We start from the raw sequence: 23,468 nt of genomic DNA on the forward strand, positions 1-23,468 counted from the left end.
GCACCGACGCGCCCGGGTGCCTACCGCGTGGTGAACAGCCGCGCGGCCTGGGACTCGGCGTCGGCGTAGGTCTGGGCGGCCGCACCGAGCGCCGCCGTGATGTCGTCGAGCGCGAGCTCGACCTGGTTCTGCGTGGTCTGCCACTGCGCCATCACGCCCGTGAAGGACGTCGCCGCGCCACCGCGCCACGACGCCTGAAGGTCGGTGAGATGGCGCATCATGGCCCCGACCTCCGCCCGGATCGCCGTGACCGAGCCGTTCACCGCCGCGCTCGCCTGGGCGACCCGTGCGCTGTCGACCTCGTACCGGCTCATGTCGTCCTCCGTCGTCTCGTCGGCCCGCGGGCCGTCCCGCACGCGGCGGGCGCCGGTGCGACGACGACGCTAGCCACGGGACACCGGGAGCCGCAGGCGCGGCGACGTCCCTGTGGACGACGGATCAGGAAGCGGGGCCTGTGGACGGCGCCGACGCCTCTGCCAGCTTGAGCTGCTCCTTGCGCAGCCGCTGGAGCTCCGCGTCGAGGTTCTGCCGCGCGGGCTCCTCCCACGCGGCGCCGAGCGGGCTCGAGAAGAGCGACCGGCGGTCGAGCAGCTTGGTGAGGATCGCGATGCGGGCCCGCACGTAGTCGGGCTTCGGGATGTGCGCGTACTCGTCGCGCACGTCCTTGAGGTACTCCTTGTAGCGCTGCGGCTCCGCGGCGAGCATCGCGAGGTCGGCGTCGCACAGCACCGCGCAGTCGAAGTCCGACGCGTCCGGCGCGTGCCGCACGAGCGCGTTCACGAGGTACGCGACGCGGCGGACCGCCTGCTCGGGGACCCCCAGGCTCGTGAGCTCGGCGCTCGCGAGCGCGGCGCTCGCCGACTCGTCCTCGCCGCCCTTGTTCGCGTACGTCGCACGGCTCTTCGCGTCGAAGATCGCGCCGTGGTACCAGGCGGCGAGGCGTACCAGGTCGGGGTCGTGCGTCTCCTGGGAGAGCTCGTCGACCCGCCCGAGCACGTCGGCGAGGTGGCGCAGGTTGTGGAAGTGGCGGTCCGGCTGGTCCCAGCGGTCGAGCAGCCCCTGCCCGACGGCGCGGACCTCGTCGTCCGGGGCGGTCGCCCCGGCGCCACGGGCGCTGCGGACGAACGAGGAGAGGAACCACTGCGGTGCGTCGGCGCTGTTGACGCCCATGAACTTTCGCCTTCTTCGACGGACACTTCGACGGACACGAGGAGATGACGGAGGTGGTCGTCACCGGGCGTGGTGCCTGGTGCGGAGGCCCCCGCGTCGCCGCGCGGCCTCTCCACCAGCCTAGGTCTCGCGGGACGACCCGCCATCGTAGCCGCACTCGGAGGTGCCTCGGGAACCTGGAAGCCGCCTCCGCGCGGCGCGTCAGGCGCGCCGCGGCAGACCCGCAGGTGGGGCGGGGTGCGCGCCCGTCAGGAGGCGAGCGGGAGGTCCACGCGGACGGTGAGCCCGCCACCCGTCGTCTCGTGCACCGACACCCGACCCCGGTGCGCGCCGGCGATCGCGGCGACGATCGCCAGGCCGAGGCCCGAGCCGCCCGACGCCCGGTTGCGCGAGGAGTCCGCGCGGTAGAACCGCTCGAACACGCGGCCGCGCTGGTCGCTCGGGACGCCCGGTCCGTGGTCGCGCACCTCGAGCACGGCGACCGTGCCGGGGGAGCCGGCCTGCGCGTCGTCGGTGGGCGTCGCGGGACGCACGGCGCCCAGCGCGATCTCGACCGGCGTCCCCGCGGGCGTGTGGCGCGCGACGTTGCCGACGAGGTTCGCGAGCACCTGCCGCAGCCGGTCCTCGTCGCCGACGACGCGCAGCGCCGCGGGCGCCTTCGCACCGGTGCCCAGGCCTACCAGCCGGACGTCCCGGGTCGGGTCGAGCGCGTGCAGGTCCTGCGCGGAGTCGCGCGCGAGCGAGACGAGGTCCACGGGCTCGTGCCGCAGCGGCCGGCCCTCGTCGAGGCGGGCGAGCGCCAGCAGGTCGTTGACGAGCGTCCCCATGCGGGTCGCCGAGTCCTCGATGCGCCCCATCGTGTCGTCGACCTTGTCGGGCGTGTCGAGCGCACCCATCCGGTACAGCTCGCCGTAGCCGCGGATCGTCGCGAGCGGGGTGCGCAGCTCGTGGCTCGCGTCGGACACGAACCGCCGCATCCGTTCCTCCGACGCCTCCTGGACCGCGAAGGCCTCCTCGATCTGCGAGAGCATCGCATTGAGCGACGCGGCCAGCGAGCCCACCTCCGTCGTCGGCGGGGCGGGACGCACGCGCCGCGACAGGTCACCTGCCGCGATGTCCGCCGCCGTCTCCTCGATCTCGCGCAGCGGGCGCAGCGCGCGGTGCACCGCGAGGTAGGCCACGGCGCCGCCGACGAGCGCGATCCCCAGCGCCGAGAGCGCGAGCGCGCGACCCAGCACCTTGACCGTCTCGTGGATGCCGGTGAGCGGGAGGGCGACGAACGCGGTGCCGTCCCGCTGGCTCGTCAGCTCGGAGCCGTAGAAGAACGGGACCACGCGCCACTGGGCAGGGTCGGTGCCGCCCTCGGAGCTCACGGTGAAGGGCTCGCCGAGGCTGGCCTCCACCTCGGGGTCCGACATGGCAGGGATCGCGGGGACTCCGTAGAGGTTCGCGGTGGCCGGCCACCGCAAGGGGATCTCGGTGCCGTCGTTCGGCCGGACGAGGACGTAGTAGTCGCTCGGAAGCTGTGAGCTCGCGCCGGTGCGGTCGTTGAGCGTGGCGCGTGCGACCCACCCCGCGGACCGCTCGAGCTGCTGGTCGACCTGGCGGACCAGGTGGCTCGACACGACCGTCGTCGTGACGACCGATGCCAGACCGAGCCCCGCGGCGAGCAGGAGCACCGTGATGGCGACGAGGCGGGCGCGCAGCGGCACGCGCGCGAACCAGCCCCACCCCTCGGTGGGGACGGGACGGCCGAAGGGGCGCTCCGCCGTCGGGCCGCCGTCGCCCGGTGAGGCGGGGGCTCCCGACCCGGGGGCGTCGCCCGTGCCCGACGGCGCGGGGTCGGCGGGCGTCGTGCCCGAGCCGGGGGGCGGGGGAGGGGGCGGTGGGACCGGTCGGGACCCCGTCGTCGTGCGGTCGGGGCCGGACGTCATGACGTCGTCGGCGGCTGGCGCAGCAGGTAGCCCACGCCCCGCTTGGTGTGGATGAGCGGCGGGAGCGCGACGGGCTCGCCGTCGGGACCGGGCACCGTGAGGTTGTCGATCTTGCGGCGCAGGTAGGAGATGTAGGACTCGACGATGTTCGCGTCGCCGCCCCAGTCGTACTGCCACACGTGGTCGAGGATCTGCGCCTTCGACAGCACGCGGCCCGCGTTGAGCATGAGGTAGCGCAGGAGCTTGAACTCCGTGGGGGACAGGTCGACGTCGACGCCCGCGCGACGGACCTCGTGCGAGTCCTCGTCCATCTCGAGGTCGGCGAAGCGCAGCACCGCGTCCTCGACGGGCTCGGCGTGCGTGCGGCGCAGCACCGCGCGGATGCGGGCGACGACCTCCTCCAGGCTGAACGGCTTCGTCACGTAGTCGTCGCCGCCCACGGTGAGCCCGGTGATCTTGTCGCGCGTGTCGTCCTTCGCGGTGAGGAAGACGACGGGCGTGTGCTGCCCCTTCTCCCGCAGGCGGCGCGTGACGGTGAACCCGTCCATGTCCGGCAGCATGACGTCGAGCACGACGAGGTCGGGCTCGACGTCGCGCACGAGCCGCAGGGCGCTCTGCCCGTCCGCGGCGGCGTGGACCTCGAACCCGGCGAAGCGCAGGGACGTGGCCAGCAGCTCGCGGATGTTCGGCTCGTCGTCGACGACGACGAGGCGTGCCTCAGGCGTGGTGCTCATGCCCCCAGTGTCCTCCCGCGGTCTGGGAGTCGCCTGGGAACGGGCTCCACCCGCGGCCCGCTCGTGCGGGGCCTCCGGCGCGGTGCGCGTGGGCGGCGTCGGGCAGGATGGCGGGCGTGCGGATCACGGTGGACCAGAGGCGACGACGGCTCGTCGCGCAACAGCTCGCGCTCGCGACGGACCTGCCCGGACGCCCGGCGGCCCGCACCCCCGAGGACGTCGTCGACCGGCTTCTCGCCCTGCACGCCACCGACGCCCCGAGCGTCTACCTCTCCGTCCTCGCGCGGGTCCCCGGCCTCGTGCTCGACGACGTCCGGGACGCCGTGTTCCGGCGTCGCACCCTGGTCAAGGTGCTCGCCATGCGGCGCACGATGTTCGTCGTGCGGCGCGAGACGGTGCCCGTCGTGCACGCGGCCGCGGCGCTCGCGGTGGCCCGGCGGCTGCGCGCCCGGCTGCTCAAGGAGCTCGCGACGCTGCCCACGGACCCGCCCGTCGACGACGCGGCGACCTTCCTCGCCGCCGTCGAGGCCCAGGTCCACGCCGCGCTCGCGGAGCACGGGCCGATGGACGGCGCGAGCCTGTCGAAGGCCGCGCCGCTCCTGCGCACCGCGTTCCTGCCCACCACCGCCAAGACGTGGGACGTACGCCGCACCATGACGTCCCAGCTCATGTCGCTGCTCTCCGCGGAGGGCGCGGTCGTGCGCGGCGAGCCGCGCGGGTCGTGGTCGTCCAACCGGCACGTCTGGTCGCCCGTCGAGGACTGGTTCCCGGGTGGCATCCCCGCGATGGAGGAGGCGGCCGCGCGCGCGGCGCTCGCCAGGTCCTGGCTCGAGGTGTTCGGGCCGGCGACGGTCAAGGACCTGACGTGGTGGACGGGCTGGAACCAGCGGGACACGCGCGCCGCGCTCGCGGCGCTCGACGTCGTCGAGGTCGAGGTCGAGACCGGCACGCCGGAGGACCCGGCCCCGCAGGCCGGCGTGATGCTGCGCGGGACCGACGTGCCCCCGCCCGACGAGGTCCCGCTCGCGGGGCACGTCGCGCTCCTGCCGTCGCTCGACCCGACGACGATGGGCTGGGCCGCACGTGACTGGTACCTCGGCCCGCACAAGGCCGCGATCTTCGACACGATCGGCAACGCCGGCGCGACCGTCTGGTGGGAGGGCCGGATCGTCGGCGCCTGGGCCGTGCGCCCGGGCGGGGAGCCCGCGTTCCGGCTGCTCGAGGACGTGGGGTCGGACGCCGAGCGCACCGTCGCCGCGGAGGCCGAGCGCATCGCGGCGCTCCTCGGAGGCGACGGCGTGACGGCCTCGTTCCCCACGCCCCTGTACCGCGAGCTCCACGCCTGACGGTGGAGCCCAGCAGGTCGGTCAGAGGTAGCGCAGCGGGTCGAACTCGTCGAGCGGGATGATGCGCACGCGCGGCAGCACGGTCGTGAACGCGCCGGCGTGGTCCTCGAGGTCGAAGACCTCCAGCCCGCGCCCGGTGAGCTCGGTGAGCCGCACGTTGACGAACTCGCGGAAGGCGAGGACGCCCACGCGGCGGTCGGGGTCGTCGAGCAGCGTCTCGACCTGCGGCAGGAAGTCGCCGTCGTGGCTCGCGAGGAGCACGTCGCCCGGCTGGTCGACGATCGCGTCCAGCATGCGCTGGATACCGATGTCCACGACCTTCTCGCTGCTCGACCCGGCGAGCGGGATCGGCCGGTAGCCCATCGCGAGCAGCGCCTGCACGAACGACATCGGCATCTGGCCCGACGACGCGTTGAGGAAGAACAGCGGCGTGACGTCCTGGCCCCAGGCCTGGCGTGCGAACTCCACGATCCGGTCCCACCGTGGCCGCTCCTCCGGCGCGGGACGGTGCCCGAGGACGTTCATGCCGAGCGTCGCGTCGATGTTCTCGCCGTCGACGACGAGGTAGGTGCGGCGCGGCGTCGTCGGTGCTCGGCCGTCGGAGGTCTGGAGGTCGGACATGCTGGTCAGCCTATCCGCGCGACGGTCGCCTGCCATGTCCACGACGTGGGTGTTTGCGTCGGGGTACCCCGGAGTGGGTACCGTCGGACCTCGTGACCACGTACGACACCGACGCCACGGCCGCAACCGGAACCGTCCGGATCACGGTCGTCCAGAACTCCCCGGACGTCGCGCTCGACGCCTACGCCGACCAGCTCGCCGCCGACCTGCGGGTCGTGCGCCCGTACGACGGCGACGCGATTCCCACGGCGGACGAGGTCGGCGACGGCCTCGTCGTCCTCGGCGGGCACATGTCCGCGCACGACGACGAGCGCGCCCCCTGGCTGCCCGCGCTGCGCGAGACCCTGCTCGCCGCCGCGACGACCGGCGTCCCGACGCTCGGCATCTGCCTCGGGGCCCAGCTCCTCGCCGTCGCCGGCGGTGGGCACGTCCAGGTCTCCGCGCCTCCGGGGCGCGAGGCCGGCGCGACCCGCGTCTTCTGGCGCGCCGACGCCGAGACGGACCCCGTGCTCTCCGCGCTCGCCGCGGGCGACGCGCCGGTGCGGTACGTGACGAGCATGCACGCCGACGCCGTCGTCGACCTTCCCTCCGGCGCCGTCTGGCTCGGGTCGTCCAACATGTACCCGTACCAGGCGTTCCGCCTCGGTTCGGCGCTCGGCGTGCAGTTCCACCCCGAGGCGACGCGCTCGGGCTTCGAGACGTGGTGCGACGCGTTCGACGACGTCGACACCGCCGCCGCCCTCGCCGGGTTCGACGAGCACGCGCCCGAGATCCTCGACGGCGGCCGCCGACTCGCCGAGGCCTTCGCCGCCGAGGTCCGCGCGACCGTCGGGCGGAGCGTCCCGGCCTGACCGAGGCTCACCAGTCGGAGGTCGGAGCGTCCTGGGTGGTGGTTCCGGACCCGATCGCGGGCGTGACCTGGGTGGGCGACACCTGCGGAGCCGGGGACGAGCCCTGCTTGAGGGCGGCGAGGCGCGCCTCGATCTCGACGGCCTCGCCGGACGTCTCGAGCTCGGCGAACTGGGAGTCGATGCTCGACGCCGCGACCTCGGCCTGGCCGATCGCCTGCGCCTCCTCGCGCCGCACGATCTCCTCGTAGCGCGAGATCTCGCTCGTCGGGTCGAGCACGTTGATGGAGCTGATCGCGCCCTGGACGGTCTGCTGCGCCTGGGCGCTCTTCTGCCGGGCGACGAGCGAGTCGCGCTTGGACCTCAGCTCGCCGAGCTTGTCCTTCATCATCGCGAGGCCTGACTTGAGCTTCTCGACCGACTCGCGCTGCGACGCGATGAGCGGCTCGGCCTGGCGGACCTCGCCCTCGGCGGAGATCTGCTTGCCGAGCGCGATCTTGGCGAGGTTGTCGAACTTGTCGGCGTTGGCGGTGTCGCCCTGCTGCCGGTAGCGGTCGGCCTGCGCGGACGCGGCGACGGCCTTCTGTCCCCACTCCTGCACGGCGGCGACGTCCTCGTTGTAGTCCTGCTCCGCGAGGCGCAGGTTGCCGATGGTCTGCGCGACGGCCTGCTCGGCGTCGGCGATGTTGTTCGTGTAGTCGCGCACGAGCTGGTCCAGCATCTTCTGCGGGTCCTCCGCGTTGTCCAGGAGTGCGTTGATGTTCGCGCGGGCGAGCTGCGCGATCCGTCCGAAGATGCTCTGCTTCTCCGCCATGGTCGTCCCTCTCTGGTGAGCCGTCTCGTACTGGTCGGGTGCTGCGTGCTGGTCTCGTCCGTCCGTCCGTCCGTGCTGGTCTGGTCGCGGGTGCTCCGGGTCCTCGTCAGAAGCGGCCGCCGCGGCCCGAGCGACCGCCCGAGGACCGGCCGCCGGAGCGCCCGCCCGACCGGCCGCCTCCGAACCCGCCCCCGCCGAACCCGCCCCCGAAGCTGCCGCCGCCGAACCCGCCGGAGCGGCCCCCACCCCCTCCTCCGCGCAGGATCGAGTCGAGCAGGATGCCGCCGAGCACCATGCCCCCGACGTTGCTCCCCCCACCACCGCCACCGCCGAACATCCCGCCGCCCTGCGACGACTGCCAGCTCGACGCGTCCTGCTGGGCGCGCTGCGCGGCGGACTGCGCCTGCGCGTCGGCCTGCTGCGCGCGGTCGAGCGCGGCGACGGGGTCGGTCGGCTGGAGGGCGCGGGCCTCGCCGAGCAGGCGGATCGCCTCCGAGAGCCGGGTGCGCGCCTCGGGACCGACGGCGCCCCGCCGGGTCTCGATGAAGTCGTTCGTCGCGCGGACCTGGGAGTCGACGCGAGCGAGCGTGTCGCGCAGGAGCGCGTTGGCGCGCGCCGCCTGCTCGGCCCGCTCGCGGAACGGCGTGAGGGCCGCGTCGAGAGCGGCCTCGGCCGCGGTGAGGCGCCGCAGGGCCGCCAGCGGGTCACCGCCGTCGCGCGCGGCGCTCGCCGCCGTCGCGGCCGCCTGCGCCTCCGCGAGGGCCGGGGCCACGGCGGGGTCTGCGGGTGCGAGCCGGCCGGCGTCGGCGATGTCGGAGGTGATGGAGGCCAGCCCCCTGTCGAGGCGCGGGCCCGACTCGGCGAGGTCCGTGCCGGCCCGGTCGACGGCGTCGAGCAGCGTGACCGCCTGCCCGACGGCGTTCTGCGCGGCCCGCGCGAGCGCGACCGCCGTCGCGCGGTCCTTGCCGGCGAGCGCCTCCCGGCCCCGCGCGACGGACTCCCGGGCGTTCGCGACGAGTGCCTGCGCCTGGTCGGGGTTCTGCGCGACGGACGCGAGCGACGTCGGCGGGTAGGTGCGGGCGAGACCTTCGAGGGTCGCGCGTGCGGGCTCGACGCGGGCGAGGACCTCGCTCGCGCGCTGGGCGGTCTCGTCGAGCACCTGCGGGGCGCGTGCCTGGAGGTCGCGCAGCTCGTCGAACGTGCGGGACTGGGCGTCGAGGGACTCGGCCACCTCGTCGCACAGCGCGACGATGCGGGCCATCGCGTCCCGGGCCTGCGGCTCGGTCTCGGGCCGGTCGTCGTCGAGCTGCTGACGGAGCGCGAACGCCTCGGAGACCTTCCGCTTGCCCTCGGCGAGCGCCGCGGAGAACTGCTGCGTCGCCTCGAGGCCGAACTGGGCCTGCGCGAAGCCGAGCTCTTGCTCCGACGTCTTCACGGCGTCGTCGATCGCGACGAGGGCGGCGCTCGCGCGCCGGTTGAGCTCGTCGGTGGGCAGGGCCGCGAGGCCACCCTCCGCGGGACCCCCGCCCGGGGCGGTGCGGCGGCGTCTGGCGACCGCGCGCACGACCAGCACGACGACGAGGACGAGCACGCCGAGCCCGAGCAGGACCCAGAACCAGGAGACGCCGCCGGAGCCCTGGCTCGCGCCGCGCGCGACCTCGGCCGCGGCGATCGCGGCGCCCGCCCAGTCGTCGTCCCGCAGCTCGTCCTCCACCGCGGCGGAGATCCGGTCCAGCTCGGCGTCGGTGAGGGACACGTTGTTGTCGTAGGAGAGCCCGTAGCGCCGGTCCTCGGTGGCGACGGCGAGGAGCAGGTCGTCCACCCCGAGCCCGGACGTGTTGGCCGTGGCGTTCGCCCAGTCGACGCCGTCCATGCCGTCGAAGCTCGCGACGTACACGACGAAGAGCTGGAGGTCGGTGTCCTGCGCGAGGCGGTCGAGCGCGTCCTGGACCTCGTCGGTCTGGTTGCCGAGCACGCCGTCGGGGTCGGTGATCTCGCCCGCGACGTCCAACGGGGCCACGGCGTGAGCGGTCGCGGCGGGGAGGAGCAGGGCGAGGCCGGTCACGAGGGCGACGAGCGCCGCCGCGACGAGGGCGAGCGACGCGCGCGCGCCACGGTCCGCGGCGGCGCGGGGGAGCGAGGGACGGTGGGCCGTGCTCACGCGCCGATCCTTTCCCAGCCCCTGGGGTCCCGCAATCGGGGCCGGGGCGCCGTGGGGCGTACCGCCGTCGGCGGGCACGACGGCGGAGGCCCGCCTCCCTCTCGGGGAGACGGGCCTCGTGACGCTCGACCGGTGCGGTCGGTCACCCGCAGGTCAGCGCCGCGTAGGGCGCGCTGACCTCGCTCGTGACGCCTCCGGCGACCGCGCTGACGACAGCGTCGCCCGCCGCCACCGAGGCGGCGCGCACCGCGAACGACTGGTACGCGTTCGCGCCCGGGGCGACGCTCGCGACGGTGCGCGACCCGAACGGCGTCGAGAGCGTCACCGCGAGCGGCGCGTCGCCGCCGTTGGTCGCCCGGACCGCGACGTACGCCTTGCCCGCGAGGCAGCGCGTCGTGGCCTCGACCGTGACGTCCGCCTCCGCGGGGAGGTCGGTCGGGTAGGCGACGACCTGCGGGGAGGCGAACGAGCCGACGGCGGGAGCGCCCGTCTCGTTGACGACGTGGTCGATGCCGCCCGACCCGTTGAGGAAGACGCTCGTCATGGACCGGAACGTCACGCCCGCGCGGACCGGCGTCTGGATGCCGCTCGCGACGCGCACGTCGACGCCCTGGTTGAAGAACGAGTACACGCCCAGCCCGACGGCGTCGTGACGCTGCACGTGGTCGCCCACCCGGTACGACGCGTACCCCTTGCGGTCGCCGTCCATGAACGCGGCCTGGCTCGGCACGTCGTAGGGGATCTCGCTCTGGTAGAAGACCGTGCGTCCGCGCTCGCCGTTCCAGATCGTCTGGTTCTTCTGGTAGTGCTCGACGAACAGGCCCGTGGCGGTCACGTCGTCGCCGTTCACGACGACGCCGTGGTCGCCCGTGTTCTGGTCCCACCCGATGCCGCTGCCGTGGTCCCCGCGCCAGGCCCAGATGTGGTCGAGCAGCACGTGGTCGCTGTTGACCTCGATGCTCGTCGTCGCCTTGCCGACCCACGGGCCGCCGACGCGGACGAACACGTCGGTGAGCGTCGTCGGGTCGGCGGCGTCCGCCACGTGCGCGTCCGCCGGACCGACGCGCACGAGGACGTCCGACTCCACCGGTCCGGCGTCGACCGTGATGCCCGCGACCTTCACGCCCGCGACGTCGCCGATCTCCAGCGCCGCGGTGCCCGACGTCGGCGCGAGGGACGCGTAGCCGAGGCCGAGCACGACCGTGTCGGGGTTCTCGACCTGGATCGCCTCGTCGAGGTGGTAGACGCCGGGGGTGAGCAGGAGGTTCTTTCCGGTGGCGAGGGCCGCGTTGATCTCCGCCGCCGAGTCGCCCTCGTGGGCGACGAAGAACGTGTCGAGGGAGAGCTTCTGGCCCGCGTCCGCGTCGGTCGACCAGTCGACGCCGCGCGTCTCGGTCCGCGCGTTCGGCACGAACACGGCGAGGTCCTCGCCGTCACGGAAGAGGAACGGCGCCTCCCGGCTCAGCGGGGTCGTGTCGAGCGTCGTCTTGTTGCCGGCGGTGCCGTCGGGCCGGGGCCCGAAGTCCGTGGCCGGGGCGCCCTCGACGCCGGAGAAGACCATGTTCCACACGCCGCCGTCCCAGGTGCCGACCTCGGAGTTGCGCGTGTACCACTGCTGCTGCGAGCCGGTCACGAGGCGGCCGGAGACGCGCGAGTTGGCCAGGTAGCCGCCGCTCGCGTACTCGCCGAAGCGGCCGAACACCGTGAGGTCGCCCTGGATGTCGACCCGGCGCAGCGGCGCGGCCTGCGACACGGCGAACCGGAGCTGGTGCGGGTCCGTGATCCCGGCCGGGAACGGGCGGTTCACGTCCTCGTCGACCGGGCGCTGGATCGGGTTGATCGCGACGTTGCTCAGCGAGCGCCAGAAGCGCGTCAGCGAGCCCGGGTCCTGGCAGCTCCACGGGTTGTTCGGGCAGCTCACGACCGGCTGCACGCTCAGCGCGCCGTTGATGAGCACGTCGTCGGGCTGCGCGCCGAGGCCGGCGATCGCGGTGTAGTAGCCGACCTCGGCGTTGACGATGCCGGTCGCCGTCGCCGGGTCGTTCGCGCCGGACGCGTCGCCGTAGACGCCGGGCTCGAAGAACACGGCGTGGCGGTCCTGGCTGAACTCCGCCTCGTCGTTGATCGACGCGAGGTAGGTGTTGATCTGGTCCACCGACCACGAGTCGTCGATGAAGACGACGTTCGGTCCGAGGTCGGGGTCGGTGGCCGGGGCGGCCGTCGCGGGCGCACCGAGCGCCACGCCCGTCGCGGCCACGGCGAGCGCCGCCACGCCCGCGCCGGCGGCACGGGCGCGACGGGCCGTTCTGCTCGCGCCGGGGATGGTCGTCGAGAAGGTCACGGTGGGTGTTCTCCTTCGAACAGGGGGCCGGCGCAACGCACCGACGCCGGCGCGACGTCGCGCCGATGCGGGGAGCCTAGGGCACGACTGACTGTCTTGTCAGTAACTTGCTGGGAGCGCTCTCACATCGTGGGACAGACCCGTGAGTGCATGAAACATGTCGCCCCGAATCGGTTCGAGACGACACATTTCACGCACTCAACGGGGGCGGTCACTGCACGACGCCCAGGTCCTCGTGCTCTCGGTCGGACTGGGCGTCGTTCCGTGCCGGGCGGGTGCCGCGCTCCTGCGTCGCGGGGCCCCCACCCGTCACTGCACGACGCCCAGGTCCTCCGCGTCGACGATGCGGTAGGCGTACCCCTGCTCCGCCAGGAACCGCTGGCGGTGGGCCGCGAAGTCCTGGTCGACCGTGTCGCGCGCGACGACGGCGTAGAAGTGCGCGGTGCGGCCGTCCGACTTCGGGCGCATGACGCGGCCGAGGCGCTGGGCCTCCTCCTGGCGCGACCCGAACGACCCGGAGACCTGGATCGCGACGGACGCCTCGGGGAGGTCGATGGAGAAGTTCGCGACCTTCGACACGACCAGCCGCGAGATCTCGCCCGAGCGGAACGCGTCGAACAGGCGCTGGCGCTCGCGGACCGTCGTCGCGCCCGTGATGAGCGGCGCGTCGAGGTGCTGCGACAGCTCCTCGAGCTGGTCGAGGTACTGGCCGATCACGAGCACCTGGTCGTCCGGGTGCTGCGCGACGATCTGCTCCACGACCCGGTTCTTGCCCGTGGCGGTCGCGGCGAGCCGGTACTTGTCCTCCGGCTCCGCGACGGCGTACGTCATGCGGTCGGACTCCGGCAGCGTGAGGCGCACCTCGACGCAGTCGGCGGGCGCGATGTACCCCTGCGCCTCGATGTCCTTCCACGGCGCGTCGTAGCGCTTGGGGCCGATGAGCGAGAACACCTCGTCCTCGCGGCCGTCCTCGCGCACGAGCGTCGCGGTGAGCCCGAGGCGGCGGCGCGCCTGGAGGTCCGCCGTCATGCGGAAGATCGGCGCGGGCAGCAGGTGGACCTCGTCGTAGACCACGAGGCCCCAGTCGCGCGCGTCGAGCAGCTCGAGGTGCGTGTACACGCCCTTCCGCTTGGTCGTCAGCACCTGGTAGGTCGCGATCGTGACGGGCTTGATCTCCTTGCGCGCGCCGGAGTACTCGCCGATCTCGTCCTCGGTGAGCGTCGTGCGCCGCACGAGCTCGTCGCGCCACTGGCGCGCGCTCACGGTGTTCGTCACGAGGATGAGCGTCGTCGTCCCGGACTTCGCCATCGCGCCCGCGCCGACGATCGTCTTGCCCGCGCCGCACGGCAGCACGACGACGCCGCTCCCGCCGTGCCAGAACCCGTCCACCGCCTGCGCCTGGTACGGGCGCATCTCCCACGGCTTCGGCGCCTCGCCCTCGGCGCGCGGGGGCGTCGTCGGGCTGAGCGCGATGGCGTGCTTCTCGCCGTCGACGTACCCCGCGAGGTCCTCCGCGGGCCAGCCGAGCTTGACGAGCACCTGCTTGAGGTGGCCGCGCTCGGAGGGGTGCACGACGACGGTCGTGTCGTCGATCCGCTCGCCCACCAGCCCGGCGGTGCGCTTGGACTTGAGCACCTCGGCGAGCACGGCGCGGTCGGTCGCCTCGAGCACGAGGCCGTGCGTCGGGTGCTGCGCGAGCGTGAGCCGCCCGTAGCGTGACATCGTCTCCGCGACGTCGACGAGCAGCGCGTGCGGCACCGGGTAGCGCGAGTACTCGATGAGCGTGTTGACGACCTGCTCCGCGTCGTGGCCGGCCGCGCGCGCGTTCCACAGCCCGAGCGGCGTGAGCCGGTAGGTGTGGACGTGCTCGGGGGCGCGCTCGAGCTCGGCGAACGGCGCGATCGCGCGGCGCGCGTCGTCGGCGCGCGGGTGGTCGACCTCGAGCAGCAGCGACTTGTCGCTCTGGACGATGAGTGGTCCGTCGGTCATGTGTCTCCTTGCCGAGGTAGAACCGTGGTCTCGCGGGGTAGAGCCGTGGCACCGCGAGGTCGAGGCGTGGTCGTGACCACGGCTCTACCTCGCGCCACCAGGGCTCTCCGTCGGCGGGGTGTCGGGGGCGACGGACGCGATGCGGTGCACCGCGACCGTGAGCTCCGCGTCGCGCGCCGGGTCCTGCGCGCGCAGCCGTCCGGCGTCGAGCGTGAGGGGTCGCACGCGGCGGCGGTCCTGCGAGCCCGTCGGCCCGACCACCTCGAGCCAGACCAACGCCCCGTCCGCGATGGCCTCACGCAGCAGACCCAACGCGGCCACCGGGTCGGATGTTCCCTCCGCGGGGGCGTACCCGTCGCGGTGTCCGTTCGTGCCCGACGGCGTCCGCTCGCCCGCGCGCGGCCCGTCGCCCTCCGCGTGGGCCGTCCGACCGGGCCGCCCGCCCGCTCCGTCACCCGCGCGCTCGGCCGAGCGCGCGTCCGCCGCGCGCAGGCGTGCGACGAGGTCCGCGAACCGCTGCGTGCGCTCGGGGGAGCCGCCGGGCTCGTCGACGCGCGCCCCGGAACCGGGGACGACGCCGGTCCGCGAGCGCCCGCCCGCGCGCCGCCCCGCGGGGGCGACCCGGCCGCGTCGGGACGGTGCGACGGCGTCGGGTGCGCCCCGCCGCCCGGCCCGGTCCGCGATGAGCACGCGGCCGTCCGGGCCCTCGACGACCGCCGGCACGCCGCGGGCGCGCAGCGCCTCCTGGAGCTCTCCCGCGGGCGCGGCCGACGCGAGCACGGTCGGTGCGAGGAGCACCAGGCCCAGCCCGCGCAGTGCCGGGTCCTCCGCGATCCCGGCCAGCAGGACCGGGTCCTCGGCGCGCACGTACGACGACGCCGTCCCCACACGGACCCGGCCGTGGCGGCGGGCCGTGTCCCGCACCAGGTACTCGAGCGGCTGCGGCACGGGCGTGCGCGAGTGCGCCGCGAGCTCGGCGAGGAGCTCGTCGGCCGTCGCGCCGCGGTCGAGCGCGCGCAGGACGGAGTCCGGGGTGAACCGGACCGTCGTCGCGGCGCCGCGGGACTCGACGTCGGCCGCGACCTCCACGAGCCGCTCGAGCGTGCGCGACGGCCGCCCCGGCACGATGCCCGTGAGGTCGCCCTGGAGCAGCAGGTCGTCGACCTCGGCCGGGAGCACCGCCTCGAAGGCGGCGCCGAGGTCGGCCGGGACGGTCCCGGTCGGCGACGCCGCGTCGTCGGACCCGAGGAGGACCCGGCCCGGGGGAGCGAGCGCGCCCGCACCGGTCGCCCCGAGCAGCGCGGCCTCGCGCAGCAGCCCCGCCACGGCCTGCTCCGGCGGCACCGCCCGGGGCGTGCGCCAGCGGAGCACCGCGACGACGTCGGCCGCGGCGAGCGGGCGCCCGGGGGCGAGGTCGAGGACGTCCAGGACCGACCGGCGCAGCCGGGGCACCCACGGGCGCCACAGCTCCGGGTCGAGCGCGGCGCGCAGGGCGCCCTTCTCGTCGCGGCTCCCCACCAGCCAGGGGGTGCGGCGCGAGCGCCACCAGCCGCGGGCGAGCGTCGCCCAGCGGTCGCCCAGGTCGTCGTCGAGCCAGTCCTCCGCGGCGAGGGTCGGGGCGAACGTGGGCGGGTCGTCGCCGTCGTCGGCCACGAGCCCGGCCGCCGCCGCGAGCTCGACGACCGCGGCCGCCGTCGGGTCGTCCACCTCGAGGGCGAGCGCGGCCCGCCGCAGGTCCCGCACCCCGAGCCCGCCGGCGCGCAGCACGCCCGGCGGGTGCTCGGTCCAGTGCGTCACGAGCCGCGCGACGAGCCGCACGGCCTCCAGCCCGGCGCTCGCGGACTCCGCGTCGACCGTCGTCGTCGGGAGCTCGCGGACCTCCGGGACGGGCGGCGCGGTCCGGACGTCGCGGTGCGTGCGACCGCCGCGCAGGGCGAGCCCGACCTCGCGCGGCAGCACGACGTGCCGCTCGTCCGTGGCGCGCAGGTAGCCGTGCTCGACGAGCCAGCCCGTCGCGCGCCGGGCCGACGCGTCCGCGCGGGGCGCGACCCCGACGGGCGGCCCCCAGGCCAGGGCGTCGAGGATCGCCCGGGCGCCCGGCGGGGCGTCGTCGGGCAGGTCGCCGGGCGGCGCGCTCGTCCCGGCCGCGCTCGCGTCGCCGGCGGCGAGAGCCGCGACGGGGCCGAGGCCGGCGGGGTGGGGGCCGAGGACCTCGGCGACACCTGGCGCCGGGCGGAACCCGGCCGACCGGGTGCCGGGCGTCCAGACGAGCGCGAGCTCGTCGAGGAGGGCGAGCGCGGTGGTGACGCGGGCCCGGTCGACGCCCGTCGCCCGGGCGACCGCCGCCGCCGTCGCGGAGGTCCCCACGGAGTCGAGGACCAGCACCGACTCCAGGACGTGGAGCGTGAGCTCGTCCAGCCCCGCGAGCGCGCGTTCCAGGCTCGTCCGGTTCATCGCGCGCGCGGCGAGCGAGAGGAGGGTCGAGGGCGACGGCGTCGCGAGGTCGGGCCGCCGTCCGAGCAGCGCGACCAGGGCGGCGTCGTCGCGCTGGCGCAGCGACTCGCTGTACGTCGGAGCCCGCTCGGGCCGGGAGGTGGCCATCCGTTCGATGTTACGCGCCGCGCGGCCACGGCCCGCGGACGGTCCGGGTGCTCAGCCGCGGGCGGTGCGTCGGCAGACCTCGTCCCAGGGCGTCGGCTCGATCCCGAAGCGGTCGCGCGCTGCCGTGTCGTCGAGCACGTAGGGGCGGTCCCACTGGTAGGCGAGGTCGCGCAGCTCGCGCAGGAGGGGTGAGAAGAGGCCGGCGGCGGTGAGGCCCGCGCCGCGCAGGGAGCGGACCCGGACGGGCGGTCGCCCGACGCTCGCGAGGACGTCCGTGAGTGCCTCGCGCTGCGTGCGCGGCGGGTTGCTCGGGGTGTGCCACGTGCGGCCGTGCGCGTCGGGGTCGGCCGCCGCCGCGACCAGCGTGCGCGCGGCGTCGCGGACGTCGGTGAACGAGTGCGGCAGGTCGGTGCGCCCGATCATCGTCACGGCGCGCCCGCGCAGGGCGGCCGGCACGACGCGCGAGACGTGCCCGTTGCTCCCGACCCCGGGCCCGACGAAGTCGGAGCTGCGGACCTCGACGACGCGCGCGCGACCGGCGCGGTGCGCGGCGAGCGCGTCGGCCCAGAGCCGGGCGCGGAGGACGCCCTTGTGGTCGGTCGCGACGTCGGGCAGGTCCTCGGTCATCGGCCCGTCGACGGGACCGTACGGGTAGAGGTTGCCCGTGATCGCGTACACCGCGCCGGTGCGCTCGACGGCGGTGAGCAGCGCCGTCGCGAGGGGCGGCCACACGCGCTCCCACTGCGTGTAGTCGCCGGGGTTGGCGCAGTTGTAGAGCACGTCGGCGCCCTCCGCGACCCGGGTCAGGGCGTCGGCGTCGGACGCGTCGAGGGCGAGGTGCGTGACGCCGTCGAGGCCGGTGTCCCGGCCGCTGCGGGTGACGACGGTGACGTGCGAGCCGCGGGCCGCGAGCTCGGCCGCGACGTGCCGGCCGACGGGACCGGCGCCGACGACGACGTGCCGGTCGGAGGAGGACGGGGTGCTGGACATGGTGGTCTCCTTTCCGAGAGCAGTGCTCTCGCTTCGTCGAGGAGCATGGCACGGGTGCCGCTCCAGTGCAAGATCGGTGCTCTCGTTTGTGGGCGGCGCTCTCGTCTGCCACCCTGGCGGGATGACGGCCCCTCGCACGGCGCGCGCCCTGGCGCGCGAGACCCTGACGCGCGACATCCTCGACGCCGCCCGAGCGCGGCTCGTGGCCGACGGCCCCGCCGCGCTCTCCCTGCGCGCCGTCGCGCGCGACGTCGGCATGGTGTCGTCGGCCGTCTACCGCTACTTCCCGAGCCGCGACGCGCTGCTCACCGCGCTCCTCGTCGAGTGCTACGACGAGCTCGGCGCGGCCGTCGAGGCCGCGGAGGCCGCCGTCGCGCGCGACGACCTGACCGGCCGGTGGCTCGCCGCGTGCCGCGCGCTGCGGTCGTGGTGCGTCCAGCGTCCCGGCGACTTCGCGCTGCTCTACGGCACGCCCGTCCCGGGGTACGCGGCGCCGCAGGACACCGTCGAGCCCGCGACCCGGGTCGTGCGCGCGCTCGTCGGGATCGTCGCCGACTCCTGGGCCGGCGGCGCGGGCCCCGCACGCGCCCCGCGCGCCGGAGGTGACGCGGCCGAGCTGGTCGCCCCGGCCCTCGCGTTCGTGAGCGCGCGAGGCCTCGTCACGCCCGACGCCCCGGCGGAGGCCGTCGTGCGCACGCTCATGGCCTGGACCACGCTGTTCGGCACGGTCTCCTTCGAGCTGTTCGGCCACCTCCACCGCACGGTGGCCGACTACACCGACTGGTTCGACGCCGTCGCGCTGCGGGTGGGGGCGGACGCCGGCGTCGTCCCCCGCGGTACGGATGCGGCTTTGCCGCCGCACGGCCGGTAGCCTGGGGGTTCTGGTTCCTACGAGCACGAACGAGGTTCACGTGCCCACCGGCAAGGTCAAGTGGTTCGACACCGAACGCGGGTTCGGCTTCATCGCCAACGACGACGGCGGCGAGGTCTTCCTGCACGCCTCCGCGCTGCCCGCGGACGCGCCCGCCCCCAAGCCGGGTGCGCGCGTCGACTTCGGCGTCGCGGACGGCCGCCGCGGCCCGCAGGCGCTCGCGGTCAAGCTCCTCGACCCGGCCCCGTCCGTGGTCAAGGCGAAGCGTCGCTCGGCGGACGAGATGGCGGTCATCGTGGAGGACCTCATCAAGGAGCTCGACCGGATCCGTGACGGGCTCGGCAAGGGCCGCTACCCGGAGAAGGGCAAGGCGACGATGGTCGCCAAGGTCCTGCGCGTGGTCGCCGACGAGATCGAGGGCTGACATGGTCGCCGTGGCTGCCGCAGAGGAGCGTTCCCGGGGAGTGTCCGCGCGTGCCGCGCGCGACGCCGTGCTCACGGGCGCGGTCGAGCTCGCGCGCGCCGCGGCCCAGGAGGTCGCCGAGAGCCCCGAGGACGTCGGGGAGCACCTCGGCACGTACGCGGAGGCGGACCGCCTCATCTCGCACCGGTTCGCGTGCACGATGCGCGGCTACCGCGGCTGGCACTGGACCGTCACGCTCGCGCGCGTGCCGCGCGGTCGGACGGCCACGGTGTGCGAGGTCGAGCTGCTGCCGGGTGACGGCGCCCTGCTCGCGCCGTCGTGGCTGCCGTGGTCCGAGCGCCTGCGTCCGGGCGACGTCGGGCCGGGCGACGTGCTCCCGTTCCGCGCCGACGACCCGCGCCTCGAGCCCGGCTACGTGCCCACGGGCGACGAGGAGGAGGACGCCGTCGCGATCGACGAGCTCGCCCTCGCACGCGCCCGCGTCCTGTCCCCGCAGGGCCGGGACGAGGCCGCCGAGCGCTGGTACCGCGGCTCGCGCGGCCCGACGGCGCGCGGCGCCGTCGCGTCGGCCGCCGAGTGCGGGTCGTGCGGCTTCCTCGTCACCCTCCAGGGCAGCCTCGGCCAGGTGTTCGGCGTGTGCGCGAACGAGTGGTCGCCCGACGACGGCAAGGTCGTGAGCCTCGACCACGGCTGCGGCGCGCACTCGGAGACCGACGTCGAGCCGCAGCGGAGCGACTGGCCCGACGCCGACCCCCTCGTCGACGAGCTGCACGTCGAGATCGTCTCGCTGCTCGAGTCGGTCGCCCCGACGGCGCAGCCCGCGACCGCGGTGGTCGCGTCGGCGGACGCGGACCCCGGGCCCGTGCTCGACGAGGTCTCGGTCGACGCGCAGCCGGACGCTCGGCCGGCCTCCGAGCCCGCGGCGGACGAGCCGCAGGAGTGACGGACGACGTCTTCGGGACGGCCGCGCTGCGCCGTGCGGTCCTGGAGGCGTGGCGGTCGTCGCCGACGCGTCTGCGCGAGGACGCGAACACCGAGGAGGACCACGCCCACGGGTCGTACCGGGGGCGGGTCGTCGTCGAGCTCGCGCAGAACGCCGCGGACGCCGCGGCCCGTGCCGGGGTCCCGGGGCGGCTGCGCCTGAGCCTGCGCGCGCCGTCGGTTCCTGACGGGACCTGGGTCCTGCGCGCGGCGAACACCGGCGAGCCGCTGGACGCGCCGGGCGTCGCGTCGCTCGTGGCGCTGCGCGCGTCCGCGACGGGGCGGGGCACGCGGGACGCCGACGGCGGGACGGCCACGGTCGGCCGGTTCGGGGTCGGCTTCGCCGCCGTCCGCTCGGTCTCCGACCGAGTGCGGGTCGGCGCGGGGGAGCGTGCCGTCGAGCTGTCGCTCGCGCGCACGCGCGCCGCGCTCGACGACGTGGTCGCCGACCGCCCTGACCTCGCCGCCGAGGTGGCGCGCCGCGGCGACCGGCTCCCGGTGCTGCGGCTCCCGTTCCCGACCCGCGTCGAGGTGCCGTCGGGCTACGACACGGTCGTCGAGCTCGAGCTGCGTGACGCCGAGGCGCTCGCCGCCGTCCGCGCGGAGCTCGCCGACGTGGGGGACCCGCTCCTGCTCGCGCTCCCTGCGCTCGCCGAGGTCGTCGTGGTCGGGGACGGCGTCCAGGAGCGCCGCGTCGCCGACGTCGCCGACCGGTGGACCGTCCTGCGCCGGGAGGGGGCGATCGACCCGGCGCTGCTCGCGGACCGCCCGGTCGAGGAACGCGCGACGACGCGGTGGACGGTCACGTGGGCGCTGCCCCACGTCGGTGCGCGCACCGACGTCCTGCACGCACCGACTCCCACCGACGAGCACCTCACGTTCCCCGCGCTCCTGCTGGCGACCTTCCCGCTGGACCCGGCGCGCCGGCACGTCCCGCCCGGGCCGCTCACCGCGCACGTCGCGCGCGCGGCGGGGCGGGCGTACGCGGAGCTGCTCGGCGGGCTGGCGCGGTCGCGCGGCGCCGACGTGCTGGCCCTCGTCCCGACCGGGCTGCCGGCGAGCGCGGTCGACGCCGAGGTGCGGGCGTCGGCCGAGGCGGAGCTCGCGCGGACCCCGCTCCTCCCGCTCGACGCGCCGCCGGCGCGTGGCGCCGAGGAGCCGACCTGGGTGGCCGACGACGAGGACGCCGATGCCGCCCGGCACTCCTTGGTCGCGCCGGCAGAGGCGCGCGTCCTCGCGGGCGACGTGGGCGACGCGCGCGTGCGGGCCGAGCTCGGGGTCGCGCACCTGGTGGACGTCTCGGGTCCGCTCCGCGCGGTCGCGCGGTCTCTCGGGGCGCGGGTCGTGGACCTCGCGGACGTGGTGGACGACCTCCCGCTCGTCGCCGACCCGGCGCGCTGGCGGGCGCTGTACGACGCTCTCGCGCCGTACGCCGCCGACCGGTCGGTGCTCGAGGCGCTGGGCGCGCTCCCTGTGCCGCTGCTCGGCGGGCAGGTCGTGCGCGGCGCCCGCGGCCTCCTCCTCCTGGACGCCGGGCCGGGCGAGGAGTCGGACGCCGGCGGCGGGGTGCTGGACGCCCGCGACGCGGCCGACCTCGGGCTACGCGTCGTCGACCCGCGCGCGGCGCACCCGCTGCTGGAACGCCTCGGGGTGCGCGTGACCGACCTGCGGACGGTGCTCGCCGACGGGGCCGTCCGCGAACGCGTCCTCGCGGCGTCGGACGCGGCGGAGGCGGGCGACGACCCCTCCTCGGACGTCGAGCGGCTGCTCGCGCTGGTCGCGGCGGCGGTACGGGACGTGCCGGACGCGGCGCGGGCGGGGCTGCCGTTCTGGTGGGGCGAGCTGCCCGTCCCGACGGCCGACGGCGACCGTGCACCCGTGCGCGGCTGCGCGCTGCCCGGGACGTGGGCCGCGGACGCGCTCGGCACGCTCGGCCTCGTCGATCCCGCGGTCGTCGACCGCTGGGGCGAGCCGGTGCTGCGCGCGGTGGGTGCGGCCGTCGGGCTCGGGGTGCTGCGCGTGCACGACGTGCTCACGCCCGCGTCGGCCGACGACGAGCCAGACCTGGACCCGCACGCGCCGGAGGGGTGGCTGTCCGACTGGGGCGGGTACCTCGCGTACCTCGCGACGACCCTCGGCCCCGAGGCGTACGTGGGCGACGTCGTCGCGGTCGCGGACCTGGACGCCGTCGACGACGTCGCGTGGCCCGACGTCCTCGCGCGCCTCGCCGCGGACCCTGCCGCGCGCGAGGCGCTGCTCGCCCCCGTGCGGGCCGAGGGCGGTCGGGGCGCGACGGCACGCTCGTACACCGCGTGGTGGCTGCGCGAGGAGCTCGGTGGGGCGTTCGCGCTCGGGACCGGCCCCGGGCGGGTCCCGTTCCTGCGCCCGGCGCCGCCGGAGGTGGCAGGGCTCGACGACGAGGCGCTGGTCGCGCTGGGCGGCGTGCGGGACCTCGCCGAGCTCGAGCCGGACGAGTGGGTCGAGCTCCTGGACGTCCTGCCCGGCGTCGGGCAGGACGTCGACGCGCAGGCCGCGCTGACGCTCTGGCGTGCGCTCGGCGTCCTCGCGGGCCGGGGCGAGCGCCTGGACCCGCCGCCGGACCGGGTGCCCGCGCTGCGCGCCGGCGCGGTGCTCGTGGTGGGCGCGGACGACGTCGCCGTCTCGCCCGACCCGATGTGGTCGCCCGTCCGCGCGGTCCTCCCCGCGCCGCCGGGCCTCGTCGCTGAGGTCGCCGATCTCCTGGACGTCGCGACCGTCCCGCGCGACGCCCCCGCCCCCGACGCCGCCGGTCGTCGTGCCGACGTCCCCGAGGTGGTGCACGCGGTCCTCGACGGGCCGGTGCCGCGCACCTGGGAGCGCCACGACGACCTCCGCGTGGGCGGGGTCGCGGTCTCGTGGTGGGTGGAGCGGGGTGGTGGAGCGGACGCCGTCGTGCACGCGACCGGGCCGGCCGGGCTCGCCACGGGGCTCGCGGTCGCGGCGGGACGCCACGGCGCGAGGTTCGTGCTCGAGGAGGTGCTCCGTGACCCGGGCGCGGCGCAGGGGGCGCTGGCGCGAACGGCCTGGGACGACCCTCAGCCGTCCGACGACGCGCGGTAGCGGCTCCGGTTCCGGCGCTCCCACGCGAGCCCGAGGAGGCCGAGGACGAGGCCGGCGCCGCACGTGGTGACCGCGCGCGGGCCGAGCGTGCCGGTCGCGAGGAGGACCGCGCAGACGACGAGCGCGGCGGTCCACAGGGCCATTCCCGCGAGGATCACGACGCGCAGGTCGACCCGCCAGGGCGCCGGGTCGGGGCGTCGGCGGTCGGGGTGCAGCAGCAGCGTGACGAACGAGGGCACAGGGGCATCGTAGCCACGACGCCGTTTTTCACCCGTACCCGGGTGTCACAGCCGTGACCTGGGCCACATCCCCTTCTGGTGTGAGCACACGTCAGGAGCACTCGCAACGGCACGCTAGGATGCATGCGCCGCGCTACGGCCTGCACATGTGGTCACCTGTCCAGGTGGATCTGGCCGGCGCCGGGCCGCGCATCGCTTCGGGACCTTCGTCCGATGTATCCGGACCTTCGGCAGAACGTGGAATCTGGACACCCGTCCAATCTATTTCTTCGAGCGGCTAGCGCAGCGTGGGATCCGCAGGATCC

The 23,468-nt window shown here is 75.6% G+C and carries 18 protein-coding genes; 6 read left to right on the forward strand and 12 right to left on the reverse strand.

Going from position 1 to position 23,468, the window contains the following annotated elements; translation table 11 throughout:
• Positions 1–20: 20 nt before the first annotated feature.
• The 4 genes from FB00_RS08110 to FB00_RS08125 all read right to left on the reverse strand — a co-directional run bounded on the left by FB00_RS08110 (position 21) and on the right by FB00_RS08125 (position 3,838).
• Positions 21–314, reverse strand: a complete 294-nt coding sequence (locus FB00_RS08110; protein WP_047232478.1) for a WXG100 family type VII secretion target — start codon at positions 312–314, stop codon at positions 21–23.
• Between the two features lie 124 nt (positions 315–438).
• Positions 439–1,170 carry a hypothetical protein gene (locus FB00_RS08115; protein WP_047232410.1) on the reverse strand — a complete coding sequence of 244 codons (732 nt, stop codon included), beginning with the start codon at positions 1,168–1,170 and terminating at the stop codon, positions 439–441.
• A gap of 248 nt (positions 1,171–1,418) precedes the next feature.
• Positions 1,419–3,104, reverse strand: a complete 1,686-nt coding sequence (locus FB00_RS08120) for a sensor histidine kinase (protein WP_082141127.1) — start codon at positions 3,102–3,104, stop codon at positions 1,419–1,421.
• Positions 3,101–3,838, reverse strand: a complete 738-nt coding sequence (locus FB00_RS08125) for a response regulator transcription factor (protein WP_047232411.1) — start codon at positions 3,836–3,838, stop codon at positions 3,101–3,103. The genes FB00_RS08120 and FB00_RS08125 overlap by 4 nt, the downstream gene beginning before the upstream one ends.
• A 116-nt stretch (positions 3,839–3,954) precedes the next feature.
• Here FB00_RS08125 and FB00_RS08130 point away from each other — a divergent pair, with 116 nt between their 5' ends.
• On the forward strand, positions 3,955–5,184 hold the full coding sequence (locus tag FB00_RS08130; protein ID WP_047232480.1) for a winged helix DNA-binding domain-containing protein: 1,230 nt from the start codon (positions 3,955–3,957) through the stop codon (positions 5,182–5,184).
• Between the two features lie 21 nt (positions 5,185–5,205).
• Here the strand turns inward: FB00_RS08130 and FB00_RS08135 are convergent, their stop codons facing one another.
• Positions 5,206–5,805: an NYN domain-containing protein gene (locus tag FB00_RS08135; RefSeq protein ID WP_047232412.1), complete on the reverse strand. Its 600-nt coding sequence runs from the start codon at positions 5,803–5,805 to the stop codon at positions 5,206–5,208.
• Between the two features lie 92 nt (positions 5,806–5,897).
• Between FB00_RS08135 and FB00_RS08140 the strand changes: the two genes are divergently transcribed.
• The gene (locus FB00_RS08140; protein ID WP_047232413.1) at positions 5,898–6,656 is read left to right on the forward strand and encodes a type 1 glutamine amidotransferase; all 759 of its coding nucleotides are present in this window, start codon (positions 5,898–5,900) and stop codon (positions 6,654–6,656) included.
• 7 nt (positions 6,657–6,663) lie between these two features.
• On the opposite strand, the gene FB00_RS08145 is transcribed toward FB00_RS08140, so the two are convergent.
• The 6 genes from FB00_RS08145 to FB00_RS08170 form a co-directional block, all read right to left on the reverse strand.
• Positions 6,664–7,467 (reverse strand): PspA/IM30 family protein, encoded by an 804-nt coding sequence (locus FB00_RS08145; protein ID WP_047232414.1) that lies wholly within the window; start codon positions 7,465–7,467, stop codon positions 6,664–6,666.
• Positions 7,468–7,573: 106 nt separating this feature from the next.
• A complete protein-coding gene (locus FB00_RS22975; protein WP_047232415.1) occupies positions 7,574–9,628 on the reverse strand; it encodes a TPM domain-containing protein in 2,055 nt (684 codons plus the stop codon).
• 142 nt (positions 9,629–9,770) lie between these two features.
• The gene (locus tag FB00_RS08155; protein WP_156186341.1) at positions 9,771–11,969 is read right to left on the reverse strand and encodes an adenylyl cyclase; all 2,199 of its coding nucleotides are present in this window, start codon (positions 11,967–11,969) and stop codon (positions 9,771–9,773) included.
• 309 nt (positions 11,970–12,278) lie between these two features.
• Entirely contained in the window at positions 12,279–13,958 is a 1,680-nt protein-coding gene (locus tag FB00_RS08160; RefSeq protein ID WP_047232416.1) for a DNA repair helicase XPB, read from the reverse strand.
• Between the two features lie 84 nt (positions 13,959–14,042).
• The gene (locus tag FB00_RS08165) at positions 14,043–16,559 is read right to left on the reverse strand and encodes a helicase-associated domain-containing protein (protein WP_047232417.1); all 2,517 of its coding nucleotides are present in this window, start codon (positions 16,557–16,559) and stop codon (positions 14,043–14,045) included.
• Positions 16,560–16,610: 51 nt separating this feature from the next.
• Positions 16,611–17,549 carry an NAD-dependent epimerase/dehydratase family protein gene (locus FB00_RS08170; protein WP_047232418.1) on the reverse strand — a complete coding sequence of 313 codons (939 nt, stop codon included), beginning with the start codon at positions 17,547–17,549 and terminating at the stop codon, positions 16,611–16,613.
• A 121-nt stretch (positions 17,550–17,670) separates the two neighbouring features.
• Between FB00_RS08170 and FB00_RS08175 the strand changes: the two genes are divergently transcribed.
• From FB00_RS08175 to FB00_RS08190, 4 genes are read left to right on the forward strand one after another with little or no spacing between them, the layout of a single operon-like run.
• The gene (locus FB00_RS08175; protein ID WP_047232419.1) at positions 17,671–18,420 is read left to right on the forward strand and encodes a TetR/AcrR family transcriptional regulator; all 750 of its coding nucleotides are present in this window, start codon (positions 17,671–17,673) and stop codon (positions 18,418–18,420) included.
• Positions 18,421–18,460: 40 nt separating this feature from the next.
• Positions 18,461–18,844, forward strand: coding sequence for a cold-shock protein (locus FB00_RS08180; RefSeq protein WP_047232420.1), 384 nt, complete (start codon positions 18,461–18,463; stop codon positions 18,842–18,844).
• A 1-nt stretch (position 18,845) separates the two neighbouring features.
• Positions 18,846–19,787 carry a DUF3027 domain-containing protein gene (locus FB00_RS08185; protein ID WP_047232421.1) on the forward strand — a complete coding sequence of 314 codons (942 nt, stop codon included), beginning with the start codon at positions 18,846–18,848 and terminating at the stop codon, positions 19,785–19,787.
• Positions 19,784–22,924: a sacsin N-terminal ATP-binding-like domain-containing protein gene (locus FB00_RS08190; RefSeq protein ID WP_047232422.1), complete on the forward strand. Its 3,141-nt coding sequence runs from the start codon at positions 19,784–19,786 to the stop codon at positions 22,922–22,924. Before FB00_RS08185 ends, FB00_RS08190 begins: the two co-directional genes overlap by 4 nt.
• On the opposite strand, the gene FB00_RS08195 is transcribed toward FB00_RS08190, so the two are convergent.
• Entirely contained in the window at positions 22,900–23,163 is a 264-nt protein-coding gene (locus FB00_RS08195; RefSeq protein WP_052877542.1) for a DUF2530 domain-containing protein, read from the reverse strand. The two genes, FB00_RS08190 and FB00_RS08195, sit on opposite strands and share 25 nt — an antisense overlap.
• Between the last annotated feature and the right edge of the window lie 305 nt (positions 23,164–23,468).

The sequence above is a fragment of the Cellulosimicrobium funkei genome (assembly GCF_001019615.1).
In the GTDB taxonomy this organism is placed as follows: domain Bacteria; phylum Actinomycetota; class Actinomycetes; order Actinomycetales; family Cellulomonadaceae; genus Cellulosimicrobium; species Cellulosimicrobium cellulans_E.

Coding starts and splice junctions, on each gene's coding strand:
- FB00_RS08110 (WP_047232478.1), bottom strand. CDS start 314: ATGAGCCGGTACGAGGTCGACAGCGCACGGGTCGCCCAGGCGAGCGCG.
- FB00_RS08145 (WP_047232414.1), bottom strand. CDS start 7,467: ATGGCGGAGAAGCAGAGCATCTTCGGACGGATCGCGCAGCTCGCCCGC.
- FB00_RS08125 (WP_047232411.1), bottom strand. CDS start 3,838: ATGAGCACCACGCCTGAGGCACGCCTCGTCGTCGTCGACGACGAGCCG.
- FB00_RS08115 (WP_047232410.1), bottom strand. CDS start 1,170: ATGGGCGTCAACAGCGCCGACGCACCGCAGTGGTTCCTCTCCTCGTTC.
- FB00_RS08120 (WP_082141127.1), bottom strand. CDS start 3,104: ATGACGTCCGGCCCCGACCGCACGACGACGGGGTCCCGACCGGTCCCA.
- FB00_RS08165 (WP_047232417.1), bottom strand. CDS start 16,559: ATGGCCACCTCCCGGCCCGAGCGGGCTCCGACGTACAGCGAGTCGCTG.
- FB00_RS08185 (WP_047232421.1), top strand. CDS start 18,846: ATGGTCGCCGTGGCTGCCGCAGAGGAGCGTTCCCGGGGAGTGTCCGCG.
- FB00_RS08175 (WP_047232419.1), top strand. CDS start 17,671: ATGACGGCCCCTCGCACGGCGCGCGCCCTGGCGCGCGAGACCCTGACG.
- FB00_RS08160 (WP_047232416.1), bottom strand. CDS start 13,958: ATGACCGACGGACCACTCATCGTCCAGAGCGACAAGTCGCTGCTGCTC.
- FB00_RS08135 (WP_047232412.1), bottom strand. CDS start 5,805: ATGTCCGACCTCCAGACCTCCGACGGCCGAGCACCGACGACGCCGCGC.
- FB00_RS08170 (WP_047232418.1), bottom strand. CDS start 17,549: ATGTCCAGCACCCCGTCCTCCTCCGACCGGCACGTCGTCGTCGGCGCC.